This is a genomic window from Paenibacillus psychroresistens (assembly GCF_009728935.1).
Classification (GTDB): Bacteria; Bacillota; Bacilli; order Paenibacillales; family NBRC-103111; genus Paenibacillus_AC; species Paenibacillus_AC psychroresistens.
Window position 1 is genome coordinate 4,380,899 of record NZ_CP034235.1, and the last position, 11,605, is coordinate 4,392,503.

An 11,605-nucleotide genomic window follows, 5' to 3' on the forward strand; every position below is an offset into this window, starting at 1 on the left:
AAGCTTAGGAAAGCTGAGTAAGCATTTCTTCGACTATTTGATAAGAATGCAAAGCGGCATGCTTCATGAACTCGGTAAAGTTATCCGGTGCAGAACCGTTTGCTTTGTCGGACATGGAGCGGATGATAACGAAAGCTATTTTGTTCGTCGCACAGACCTGAGCAGTCGCTGCGCCTTCCATTTCCGTACATGAACCGTTCAACTCTGAGTATAAGGCATGCACTTTATCGCGGTCTGCAATAAATTGATCACCCGATAGAATTCTGCCTAATTTGGCTTGCTCAGGGAATAATTTAAGGCTTGCCTCAAAAGCAACCTTACTTAATTCCGCATCTGCGACGAATATGGAAGTTTCTTGGAATGGTATGATGCCACGAGCAAAACCCAATGCGGTTACATCCATATCATGCTGCATGCAATCCGTTGAAATCACGATATCGCCAATATTTAAGCTAGGGTCAAGCGCTCCTGCTACACCAGTAAAAACAACCGCATCTACTTCAAAAAAATCAATTAAAGCTTGTGTACACATCGCTGCATTCACTTTGCCAACCCCAGATTTGCAAACAACAATTGATTTAGTGCCGAAGGTCCCCTCGATAAATGGAATACCTGCTAACTGGACCGTGCGACTGACGGTCATTTTTTGTTGAATTAACTCTACCTCTTCAATCATGGCTCCAATAATTCCAATTTTACGAAAATTCATCATTATGCTCCTTCTACTCAAGTTAAAATTTACAATATGGCAAAAAAAACGCGGCTCACTTTACGTGAGCCACTGATTTGCGAACAATTATTTCATGTGGTAAGACAATCTTCGTTACTTCTACATTTTCCTTATTCATCAGCTTCGTTAGAAGTCTCATCGATACAGCACCGATATCATACATGGGCTGAGCAACGGTGGTTAATAAAGGTCTAACCATAGAAGCCATTCGACTATTGTCTACACTGATAACGGAAATATCATCTGGCACTCTTAAATTAGCATCCTGAATCGTGTGAATAGCTCCGATAGCCATCTCATCTGTTGCTGCAAATATCGCTGTTGGTTTATCCGCTAGGTTGATAAAATACTTCATAGCTTCAATTCCTGATTCATACCGATAGTTGCCTACACGAATATGATCATCAATAACAGGAATACCTGCTTCTTCTAGCGCTCTCTTGTAGCCTTGAAATCTTGCATATCCATTTGCAGGATCCTGCAAGGTTCCACTGATCATTCCAATATTACGGTGACCATTCGATATTAATAGTTGGACTGCATCGAATGCCGCCTTCTCATGATCAATATCCACTGCCGGTATTGCATTATTATCATCTGTAGTCGCGCAAAGCACGATAGGAACGGAAGAGGATTTAAAGGCTAAAATATGTTCTTGAGTGACCGTTCCACCCATAAACAATAACCCATCCACTTGTTTCTCAAGCAATGTGTTGATTACACTAATTTCCTTATCTTTCTTCTTATCTGCATTACACAAGATAATGTTGTAACGATACATGTTGGCAATATCTTCGATTCCACGTGCTACCTCTGCAAAAATGGCGTTAGAAATATCGGGTATAACCACTCCAACTGTCGTCGTTTTCTTACTTGCAAGACCACGAGCTACAGCATTAGGGCGATATCCAAGTCTTTCAATCGCTTCAAACACTTTCTTACGCGTTTGCGGTTTAACATTAGGATTGTTATTCACAACCCTGGAAACAGTCGCCATGGATACTCCTGCTTCGCGAGCCACATCATAAATAGTTACAGTCAATGTCATTCTCTCCATTACACAATAAAATTTTCCTACAAGACAAGTTAAGCATATGATACGACAAAATTTGGCTTTGTGCAACGAAAACTGCCAAACAATCCATTCTTGTGGTTTTGTTAGGTCAAATCATATGTATTTAAACTTTGAAGTGTAATTTGAGATAAACGCTTCAGGATATCCTCTACCCAACGATCGTCTTGCAATGAGCGGGCTAACAGCAAAAGATCCAACAGCTCGTTTATGCGATATTCCAATATTTTGTCTACTGAAGTATGTTTATATTCATTCTGTGAGGCAATCATTAGCAGGAACGCCAATTCATTGGTTTCGTTGAAAAAGAATTGCTTCTTCTCCGGGTTGCTGCCAAATTGACTGATCAGCTCCGTTAACTCCGATTTTACTGGTTGAAAAACTTCACTTTTACTACAAGAATCACAGGTGTAAATCGGTACATTATCAATTTCTATGCGGTTCTTATAAATAACCGTTCTTAGGCGTATATTCATTTTATGCCCACATTTGCATAACTTAGACAACTTATACCATCCTCCATCTACAAAAGGTACTAATCCGTTAAACGGACGACATTGCCCGTTTAACGCATTAATCGATACAAGAACAATTCTACCGATAAAGGCAAATTCCTGCTCACGGCTATTATCCAATTTGCACCATAGAGGACATCTATTATTTGCTGTATTTTTCTATGACTCGAATGAACTGTTTCATGAATGCTGGCAGGTCTGGCGGACGCCTTCCTGAGACAATATTGCGATCAATTACAACCTCTTCATCCACCCAAATGGCGCCAGCATTTTCAAGATCATCCTTAATGCCGGGAGTCGATGTCATGGTATAACCTTTAACTATCTTAGCAGAAATCAGCACCCAGCCTGCATGGCAAATGTGCCCAATCGGCTTTTGCTGGCTATGAAATTGCTCAGTTAGCTGCAAGACTGCCGTATAGCGTCTTAATTTATCTGGCGCCCAACCACCCACAACATACAAGCCATCATAATCAACCGATTTCACATCTTCGAAAGCATAATCCGTGGTAATTGGAACACCATACTTACCATGATAAACTGTGTTAGCTTTTGGTCCGATTAAATCTACTTGCGCACCGGCTTCTCTCAATCTTAAAACCGGATACCACATTTCCAGATCCTCAAATTCCTCATCGACAAAAATCAAAATCTTTTTCCCTGTTAAGCTCATGTTATCTCCTTCCAAAACGTTAATGTTTAATTCTGCTTCTCTCTAACAAATTACGAATCTCTAAGCTTGTTTTACAAAGTAAAGCTTGCTCAATGATACCTTGACTTGCCGCTCTTTCTGTATGAAGCAGACGATTTTTGAAAGGCAGCAACGATTGTACGGACATACTAAGCTCCTCGATCCCCAGATCTAGCCAAAGTGGGATTGCTAGAACATCCCCAGCCAGCTCGCCGCAAACACTTACCTGAATACCTTGCCGTTTAGCTGAATCAACTGTCATCTTAAGCAACCGTATAATGGCTGGATGGTAAGGGTCATATAAATGCGCAATCGTTTCATTCATTCGATCAACCGCAAGTACATATTGAATTAAATCATTGGTGCCTATACTGAAAAATTGGACTTCTTCAGCCAATTGATCGGCAATAATTACCGCAGCAGGCACTTCAATCATAATTCCAACTTCAATATTTTCTTGAAATGGCTGATTGTTTTCTCTTAGTTCTTTTTTGGCCTGCTCCAGAACATGGTTCGCTTTACGAACCTCATCCAAAGAGGAAATCATCGGATACATGATTCTCACAGAACCATAATGACTGGCTCGCAGAATCGCTTTTAGCTGTGTTTTAAACATATCCGTTTGCGCCAATGAAATCCGAATTGCTCGGTAACCAAGTGATGGATTATCTTCTTCGGGAAATTGAATATATCCCACACTCTTATCTCCGCCAATATCAAAAGTACGAATGATCAAAGATTTATCCTGCAGCCTTTCAGCTGCTTTGCGATATACATCGAATTGCTCTTCCTCTGTCGGCAGCATGGTTCGATCCATATAGATGAATTCCGTACGGAATAGCCCCACTCCAGAAGCCCCATTCTTTAATGCCAAATCTAATTCCTTGAGTGAGCTTATATTAGCCTTCAGCTCTATGGATTGTCCATCCGAGGTAACAGGCCTAACATTTGCCAGAGCCTGAAGCCATTCACGATGAGCAAGAATGTCCTTTTTGCGTTGGAGATACAGCTCGACTAATTCCTGGACGGGATTTACATAAACCATACCTTCTTCACCATCAATAATCAACAAGTCTCCATTTAAGATCGGCTTTGCTAATTTACCTTCCATCCCTAATACAAAAGGAATCTCTAAGGCTCGCGCCATTATCGCCGCATGTGAAGTTGTCCCCCCTTGAAGGGTAACAATGCCAAGAATTTGTTGGCTATCCACATGTGCCAGCTGAGAAGGCGAAAGCTCTTTGGCTACCAGAATATACGGAATTTCAGACGGTGGCTTAGGCTCCTCCAGATCACCTAGAAGATGCTTCAGCAACCGATTCCCTACATCTCGAATGTCTGCTGAGCGTTCTTTCATGTAAGAATCATCCAACAGCTCAAACATGCCCACAAACTTATCAATCGTCTCTTTAACCGCTACTTCAGCCGCTTTAAACTGCCTTTGCATAATGCCTTGGACTTCATTCATGAAAATCGGATCTTCAAGAATTGCCAAATGAGCGTCGAATATATTGGATTCTTCCACCCCAATTAAATCAGAAATATCTTGTTTAATATGCAGCAGTTCTACCTTGGAAGAGCGTATGCCATCATATAATTTCTCGAATTCAATAGCTAAATCAGCTACATCCACCATTTTATCCGTTAAATCCCATTCAAGTGTCGGTAGAACAAATGCTCTTGCTATCGCGATTCCTGAGGATGCTCCTGTGCCTTTAGCCATTTGATTGTCCTCCTTTAGTACGCGAGTCTTCTTTCATTACTACAGACATCACTGAATTTTGAGCTTTCTTAACAGCTTTAAAAGGGGCGAAACTCCAAGACTTCACACGATCGGGATTGGTAATAATCATAGGAGTAGCCAAGGACTTTCCGTATTGCTTAACTTTTTGCAGATTGAATTTAATTAGCAATTGACCGGCTATTACTTGATCGCCTTCCTTCACATGGGCTGTAAACCATTTCCCCTGGAGGTTTGCCGTATCAATTCCAATATGAAGCAGCACCTCAAGACCTTCTGCCGTAATAATGCCTAAAGCATGCATGGAAGGATAAACTAGCATGATTCTACCAGCTACTGGTGCAACCAATTCTCCACGATCCGGAATAAATGCCACCCCACTACCTACAATGCCTTGTGCAAAAATCGCATCAGGCACTTCATCCAATGGAATCATTCTGCCTTGTACTGGGGAATTAAACATCACAGGGACAATGTCTTTACGTGTTACTTTTATAATTTCTTCGCGAATAAGCTCTGAATAAGTTCCAAAAACCACTTGAATGTTACCACCGCCTAAACTAATAACTCCTGCAGCACCTAAATGCTTCAACGCAGGAATATCGATTAAACGGTCATTATCAACGGTTAACCGCAAACGGGTGATGCAGGCTTCCATTTTTTTAATATTATTCTTGCCGCCTAAAGCTTGTAGAATCAATGGAGATCGATAGGGAATATCCCCTGCCCACTCTTCTAAAGAGGAACCTTCTTCTCTCCCTGGCGTTGGAATCTGAAAACGTGCAATAGCCCAACGGAACAAGAAGTAATAAACTAATCCGTACACAATCCCAATCGGGATAAGCCAGAGTCCACGATGTGCCAAATGCTCATTAATCACAAAATCTATCGCACCCGCTGAAAAAGAAAATCCATGATGTATGTCAAAATAGTAAGCAATCCACATAGCTAATCCAGATAAAATCGCATGAATGAAGAATAAATAAGGCGCAACGAACAAAAAGGCAAATTCAATCGGCTCGGTAACACCAGTTAAAAAAGAGGCTAATGCTGCCGTTAGAAATGTAATGCGAATTTTTGGTTTTAAATCCTCACGTGCTTCATGAATAATCGCTAAAGCAATGGCGGGCAAGGCGAACATCATAATCGGATATAATCCGGCCATATACCCCCCCGCTTTTGGATCTCCAGCAAAAAAACGCGGCAGGTCCCCAAAAACGATATGCCCATTAGGTTCAACATAAGACCCCACTTGAAACCAATAAACGTTATTAAGGATATGGTGCAAGCCTGTTGGCACTAATAAACGATAACCAACACCGTATAAAAACGTACCAAAACCACCTAACCCCAGTAACCAATCCCCTGTATGTATCAGTGAGCTTTGGAGGAATGGTCCTATCTTAATCATGAGCACAGATACTAATATCGTAATAATTCCCATAAATAACGGAACGGACCTTGTACCGCCAAAAAAATGAATATATTCGGGGAGCTTAATATTACGAAATGCATAATAAGAGAGTGCTGCTAATATACCAATAGCGATCCCACCAGAAACGCCTAACTGAAACTCTGGACCTATGTAGCGCAATGTCATTTCATTAAAAAGAAAATAACCAAGTAAAGCGGACATCCCTGCCGTCCCTGCATTTTCGGTTAAACCCATAGCTACTCCAACAGCAAAAATAAACGGAAGATACGTAAAAATAGTCGTTCCGGCAAAATTTAGCACATGCCCAACCGATTCAATACCTAAAGCGTCCCATGGAAGTGCACTGAGACTTAAAAAGATTGCGGCAACAGGTAATGCAATCGTCGGAAGCATAAGAGAACGCCCAAGCTGCTGCAAATTTCCCATCCAATTCATGAAACGATTCTCCTTCCATCCCTTAACTGCATTAATTTAGATGGTAAAGCTTCTCCAAGTTTTTGTCAAAGAAAAAACCCTGAATGAATTTCAGGGTCTGAGTCTATTAAAATTGAGGGAATTGTGAACTGTAGTTACTGAATTGGGTTTTAGCTGCTTCTATCTCTTGCTTATCTGCAACCTTCATCTTGTACCAGCCCTTTTGAAACATCTGATCAAAGATTTGTGCTTGGGTATCCTGAGTATTCTTCAAGACATCTTGAATGACCTTACGCAGCTCTGGTTTCTGCATTTCACTCAAGCCCACGCTATAGTTATTAGCCAGATGCTTTTCCGTTGTAAGAATATCTGTGATCCGATCCAGATCGTTAAATTCCGGACCCTTCACCTGAGGTTCTCCAACGGGTTTAGGCATTGCGAGCTCAACAGCCATGGATATCCCCCATTTAATTTAGTGGAGTTGCGCTAAAATACTCTGATAGTGCTGTTTATGCTTTTCACCTGTTTGCAGAATCAAATTTTTCAGATCTGAATCTGTACATTGATTAGCCGCATCCTTGCATTTCTTCATAGCCAGGAGCTCCCAAGACAAAAAATCTTTTACATAATGCAATTCTTTATCTGTGATCACCTGGCGATTCATGATTGTAGAAGTCTGAGTGTCTGCCATTCAGTTACCTTGGCTATAAAATCCTGTGTTGTTTTGATTTTGTGATTGGTTTTGATTTTGGTTTTGGCTTTGGTTATTGTTATTGTTATTGTTAAGATATTGTTGTGTATTGTAAGGTAGTGAACTTTGTGGCTGATTTTGGAAATTACTGTGATTTTGGTTGGCGTTAACATTGTGGTTCATATATTGTTGTGTATTATAGGGCAACGAACTTTGTTGCTGATTTTGTTGATTTCCAGAATAGTTGCTTTTCCGAAAGGATTGTGGTGAATTATTGTTGCTTCCCATTGAACTATTTCCTGAGAAGCTGTTATTTCCAAAAGATGTGCTATTGGAGGTCCCAATGACTCTATGTGAAGGAAATTGGTTTTGTTGTGAACTAGATTGATTTGAATTCATTCCATATTGCCCTTGTTGGTTTTGTTGATTTTGTTGATTCCCATAATATTGTGATGTTCGGTAAGATTGTGAGTTTTCGTTTTGTTGATTCATCCCGAAATTTGGCGATTGACTCTGATTGTAGCTAGATTGCACAAATCCGGATGGTTGAAAACTTTTCTGATTACTACCATATTGGGATTGTCCTTGCGAGAAATTCTGATTATTCACGTAACATCCTCCTAAAAAAGCTAAGTTAGTCCTCATGGGTTACATGAAGCCTTACTTAGCTTTGTCGGAACATCCTTATTTTATTATAGGGAACTAATGGTTTCTTGGTACAAGTATCGCATGTTCAACTTTAATACAACGATCCATTATAACAGTTAATCCTTGTTCACTTGCCAAAGAAGCTGCTTCCTCATTATAAACTCCCTGCTGCAGCCAAAGGACTTTAGCTTTTACTTTTACAGCTTCCTCTGCAATGGGAACAATATGCTCACTGCGTCTAAAAACGTTGACGATATCAATCTGCTCTGGAACTTCCGTTAAAGATGCATAGCTTTTTTCCCCGAGAATTTGCTCCGCATTAGGATTGACAGGAATAATCCGATAGCCACTTTTCTGCATCGCTTCTGCAATCATATAGGAGGTACGATCTGGGTTGTCCGATAATCCAACAACAGCAATGATCTTGCTTTCAACTAACAATTGTTTAATTTCTTCACGATCTGGATTTTCAAAAGCCATTTTAAATTGCTCCTTTATTATAGGATATCGCTTGCTTTTCCATCAATTCCCATGTGCGAATAAACAAAGCTTTGTTAATCTTTACTTGGCTTAAGCCCGTTAATGGATCGTTGACATAAACATTATCCTTATCATACCCAACCAATAAAACAGCATGCTCGGAAAAGGTTGCACGAAAAGGTCCCAGCGAGGTATCCCAAATAGTCCAGTTTACGGAATCTTGGAATTTACTTGTTGTCCAAACTTCTACGGGTATACCTTCCGCTATCTTATCCTCAAGAGCTTCGAATGATTTCCCAGTCAAATCAACGGCTGTAGGCACATATTTCTGCAGTACCTCCATTAACGCGGTATGGTAAATCCCAAAGCCTTTTTTACGGCCGGTTACATCACCGACAAAACCAATATTCGGGTTCCCCCAGGAAATTATCTTATTCTTACCGTCTACTTTTACTGGCGTTTTATCATAAGGCATGTCCGCTAGCAGGTCTAGCTTCCCCTTTTTGATTCCATAAAACTGCAGCAGCATCGCTAAGGTAGTAATCTCACAGCCTGATCTTAGCTCCGGGTATTGTGAGATTATCGGTGCTTTTAACATTGCTGAAGCTTTTCTAGTTAACGCAACTGGTTTATTCGATGGAGCTGGAGTTACTGGAGCAACTATTTCACCATTGGAACCACTACTCAGATTGACAGGATATTCGACATCTTCCGTAAATTTTCCATAGATCAGAATACCGAATGCACCGCTTGAAAAAGCTAAAACGATAATGAGCATGACACTTAAGCTATATTTCATCATCTGCCCAAAAGAAGTCATGTCACACCACGCTTACCCTATATTTTTCCGAAAAATTAATCTTCGACTAGTTCAATTTCAGCACCCAAGGCGAGCAAATGTCGAAAATATTGCGGATACGATTTAGCAACATGATGTGCATCATGAATGACCAAGCCTTTTTTGGATCGAAGCCCCACAACTGTTAAAGCCATAATCACACGATGATCATAGTGGGCATCAATATCAACTCCGCCGGCCACGCCTTCAGGCATTCCATGAACAATGATTTCACTCTGGGTTTCTTCCACATCTGCTCCAGCTTTTACTAACTCACGAACAAAATCAGTAATGCGGTCACATTCTTTGTAACGTAGATTCTCGACATTATAGAAACGGGAAGTCCCTTCGGCAAAAACAGCAGCTGCTACCATAGCAAGTACTGCATCGGTAAAGTGATCTCCGTCAAATTCCCCAGCTTTCAGCTGTTGATTACCTAATACATGCACAATCCCATTTTCGTGGGTTAGATTTACACCCATCGCCTTTAGAACATCAACAACCGCGCGTTCTCCTTGCTTGCTTTGCTCGGCTAAGCGGAATATCTTAACATCTGAATGTGTAACTGCCGCTGCAGCTAATATGGCGGCAGAACCAGGATAGTCACCTTGAACCACATATTTCTGTGGCGCATATTTCTGCTTGCCTTTAATCCGATATGACATTAAGTCATCGCTCGCTTCGACTACTATGCCAGCCATCTCTAATACTTCTAAGGTTTGTCCGACAATAACTTTGGATTTAAGATCGTGAAGCACCTCAATTTCACTATCCTCATCCAACAATGGGAGCATGAATAGCAAAGAGCTTAAAAACTGTGAGCTGACATTGCCTGAAACCGTAATTTTGCCACCACGAGGCTGTCCACCAAGAATAGTAATTGGCAATTTCCCCTCATTATGCTTGACTGTTACACCCATTTGCTCCAAAGCATCAATCAAGTCATGATGAGGGCGTTTTCCTAGGGATTGAGGATAAGTATTGACAAAAGTTACTTCTGGAGAAAATGCTGCTACTGACATTAGAAAACGAAGTACAGCCCCCGCGTTGCCAACATTCAACTCTTTAATATCACTTGGATTAGATCCAAATCCCGTGATCGTTATTTTCTCATCATCTTCTTCAATAATAGCTCCTAGGTCACGAATACAGCGGCGCATAGCGTCACTATCATCACTGTGGGCTGGATAGTAAATCAAACTCGTCCCTTCGGCTAAAGCACCAATTAATAAATAACGAGTTGTATAATTTTTAGAGGATAGCGCGTTAATTTCCCCCTGCAAACGAACGGCAGGTTTTACAATTGCTTTCATGGGATTGAATCTCCTTTAGATGACTTTATTCTTTAAGTTTAACATAAACAACGTAGCTTAGGAACGTACTCGTGCAAAGCTTAGATCGATTGACAACAGAATCCAATGAACTTATCATAATTAAGTGAACTTATCTGGATTAAGGAAGGATTTGAGACTGATGATTCAAAGCATTTCAACTATTGATTTAAAGGAACGATTAAGCCAAGGCGCGCAAATAACCATAATCGACGTACGTGAATCGGATGAGGTTGCTGAAGGTATGATTCCGGGTGCAATCCATATCCCATTAGGTGATATTCCTTCGCGTTATCAAGAAATTCAGCAGCAGGGTGACATAATTCTCGTTTGCCGCAGTGGTAAAAGAAGTCAAAAAGCTTATGAATTCTTAGAAAATCAAGGCTATAAAAACTTATTCAATATGGATGGCGGCATGCTTCAATGGTAATGGTTAACCCTTTGTTTGTTTGCGATAAGCGACCAACAAACGTTGGGCAATGAATTCAATGCGCAAGCGATCCGTTGAAATTGTGTAGTCAGCAAAATCATAGGCATGCTTGCGTTTTTGCAATAATTGCGGCACTATCTCCGCAGCTTTCCCCAGCAACAACGGACGATTCCGATCTCCCCCGACCCTTTGGATGATGGTTTCAAGGGATGCAGTAAGTGCTACTACAAACCCATTTTCCTTAAGGCACACTCTATTCGCTTCCGCAAGAACTGCACCTCCACCTGTGGCAATCACTTGATTACTTTTAACCATAATCGATTGTATGGCACGTGTTTCAATTTCTCTAAAATAAACCTCGCCATGCTTAGTAAAAAGCTCCGCAATACTCATTTCCTCTTGTTTCTCTATGTAATGATCCGTATCAATTAATTCCCAGCTTAGTTTCTCAGCTAGAAACCGCCCGACCGTTGATTTACCTGTGCCCATAAAACCCACTAGCACGATGTTATTGTGCTGCATGCTAATCCCCTCTTCCTCTAAACATGGTCTATCATATCATAAGAAACGGTTAAATTTAATTACAAAA

14 protein-coding genes are annotated in these 11,605 nt (G+C 40.8%); 1 reads left to right on the forward strand and 13 read right to left on the reverse strand.

What is annotated here, in order from left to right:
* Nucleotides 1–4 precede the first annotated feature (4 nt).
* From EHS13_RS19925 to aroA, 12 genes are all read right to left on the reverse strand, one after another.
* Entirely contained in the window at nt 5–709 is a 705-nt protein-coding gene (locus EHS13_RS19925) for a 5'-methylthioadenosine/adenosylhomocysteine nucleosidase (protein ID WP_193571541.1), read from the reverse strand.
* Nucleotides 710–764: 55 nt separating this feature from the next.
* Nucleotides 765–1,772, reverse strand: a complete 1,008-nt coding sequence (ccpA, locus tag EHS13_RS19930) for a catabolite control protein A (protein ID WP_155702075.1) — start codon at nt 1,770–1,772, stop codon at nt 765–767.
* 116 nt (nt 1,773–1,888) lie between these two features.
* On the reverse strand, nt 1,889–2,437 hold the full coding sequence (locus EHS13_RS19935; RefSeq protein WP_319633384.1) for a hypothetical protein: 549 nt from the start codon (nt 2,435–2,437) through the stop codon (nt 1,889–1,891).
* A gap of 22 nt (nt 2,438–2,459) precedes the next feature.
* Nucleotides 2,460–2,990: a type 1 glutamine amidotransferase domain-containing protein gene (locus tag EHS13_RS19940; RefSeq protein ID WP_155702076.1), complete on the reverse strand. Its 531-nt coding sequence runs from the start codon at nt 2,988–2,990 to the stop codon at nt 2,460–2,462.
* A gap of 19 nt (nt 2,991–3,009) precedes the next feature.
* Nucleotides 3,010–4,731 carry a phosphoenolpyruvate--protein phosphotransferase gene (gene ptsP, locus EHS13_RS19945; RefSeq protein WP_155702077.1) on the reverse strand — a complete coding sequence of 574 codons (1,722 nt, stop codon included), beginning with the start codon at nt 4,729–4,731 and terminating at the stop codon, nt 3,010–3,012.
* A complete protein-coding gene (locus EHS13_RS19950; RefSeq protein WP_155702078.1) occupies nt 4,724–6,619 on the reverse strand; it encodes a glucose PTS transporter subunit IIA in 1,896 nt (631 codons plus the stop codon). Before EHS13_RS19950 ends, ptsP begins: the two co-directional genes overlap by 8 nt.
* Before the next feature lie 106 nt (nt 6,620–6,725).
* The gene (locus EHS13_RS19955; protein ID WP_155702079.1) at nt 6,726–7,052 is read right to left on the reverse strand and encodes a spore coat protein; all 327 of its coding nucleotides are present in this window, start codon (nt 7,050–7,052) and stop codon (nt 6,726–6,728) included.
* An 18-nt stretch (nt 7,053–7,070) separates the two neighbouring features.
* The gene (locus EHS13_RS19960; RefSeq protein WP_227013444.1) at nt 7,071–7,262 is read right to left on the reverse strand and encodes a hypothetical protein; all 192 of its coding nucleotides are present in this window, start codon (nt 7,260–7,262) and stop codon (nt 7,071–7,073) included.
* A gap of 27 nt (nt 7,263–7,289) precedes the next feature.
* Nucleotides 7,290–7,898: a hypothetical protein gene (locus EHS13_RS19965; RefSeq protein WP_155702081.1), complete on the reverse strand. Its 609-nt coding sequence runs from the start codon at nt 7,896–7,898 to the stop codon at nt 7,290–7,292.
* A gap of 93 nt (nt 7,899–7,991) precedes the next feature.
* Nucleotides 7,992–8,417 carry a CoA-binding protein gene (locus tag EHS13_RS19970; protein WP_155702082.1) on the reverse strand — a complete coding sequence of 142 codons (426 nt, stop codon included), beginning with the start codon at nt 8,415–8,417 and terminating at the stop codon, nt 7,992–7,994.
* A gap of 1 nt (nt 8,418) precedes the next feature.
* Complete coding sequence (locus EHS13_RS19975) at nt 8,419–9,237, reverse strand: C39 family peptidase (protein WP_155702083.1); 819 nt, start codon at nt 9,235–9,237, stop codon at nt 8,419–8,421.
* Nucleotides 9,238–9,272: 35 nt separating this feature from the next.
* Nucleotides 9,273–10,568, reverse strand: a complete 1,296-nt coding sequence (gene aroA, locus EHS13_RS19980; RefSeq protein WP_155702084.1) for a 3-phosphoshikimate 1-carboxyvinyltransferase — start codon at nt 10,566–10,568, stop codon at nt 9,273–9,275.
* Between the two features lie 160 nt (nt 10,569–10,728).
* On the opposite strand from aroA, the gene EHS13_RS19985 reads away from it, so the two are divergent.
* Entirely contained in the window at nt 10,729–11,016 is a 288-nt protein-coding gene (locus EHS13_RS19985; protein ID WP_155702085.1) for a rhodanese-like domain-containing protein, read from the forward strand.
* Between the two features lie 3 nt (nt 11,017–11,019).
* On the opposite strand, the gene EHS13_RS19990 is transcribed toward EHS13_RS19985, so the two are convergent.
* Entirely contained in the window at nt 11,020–11,538 is a 519-nt protein-coding gene (locus tag EHS13_RS19990; RefSeq protein WP_193571433.1) for a shikimate kinase, read from the reverse strand.
* Nucleotides 11,539–11,605 lie beyond the last annotated feature (67 nt).

Coding starts and splice junctions, on each gene's coding strand:
- EHS13_RS19975 (WP_155702083.1), bottom strand. CDS start 9,237: ATGACTTCTTTTGGGCAGATGATGAAATATAGCTTAAGTGTCATGCTC.
- aroA (WP_155702084.1), bottom strand. CDS start 10,568: ATGAAAGCAATTGTAAAACCTGCCGTTCGTTTGCAGGGGGAAATTAAC.
- EHS13_RS19970 (WP_155702082.1), bottom strand. CDS start 8,417: ATGGCTTTTGAAAATCCAGATCGTGAAGAAATTAAACAATTGTTAGTT.
- EHS13_RS19960 (WP_227013444.1), bottom strand. CDS start 7,262: ATGAATCGCCAGGTGATCACAGATAAAGAATTGCATTATGTAAAAGAT.
- ptsP (WP_155702077.1), bottom strand. CDS start 4,731: ATGGCTAAAGGCACAGGAGCATCCTCAGGAATCGCGATAGCAAGAGCA.
- EHS13_RS19925 (WP_193571541.1), bottom strand. CDS start 709: ATGAATTTTCGTAAAATTGGAATTATTGGAGCCATGATTGAAGAGGTA.
- EHS13_RS19955 (WP_155702079.1), bottom strand. CDS start 7,052: ATGGCTGTTGAGCTCGCAATGCCTAAACCCGTTGGAGAACCTCAGGTG.
- EHS13_RS19985 (WP_155702085.1), top strand. CDS start 10,729: ATGATTCAAAGCATTTCAACTATTGATTTAAAGGAACGATTAAGCCAA.
- EHS13_RS19990 (WP_193571433.1), bottom strand. CDS start 11,538: ATGCAGCACAATAACATCGTGCTAGTGGGTTTTATGGGCACAGGTAAA.
- EHS13_RS19940 (WP_155702076.1), bottom strand. CDS start 2,990: ATGAGCTTAACAGGGAAAAAGATTTTGATTTTTGTCGATGAGGAATTT.
- EHS13_RS19950 (WP_155702078.1), bottom strand. CDS start 6,619: ATGAATTGGATGGGAAATTTGCAGCAGCTTGGGCGTTCTCTTATGCTT.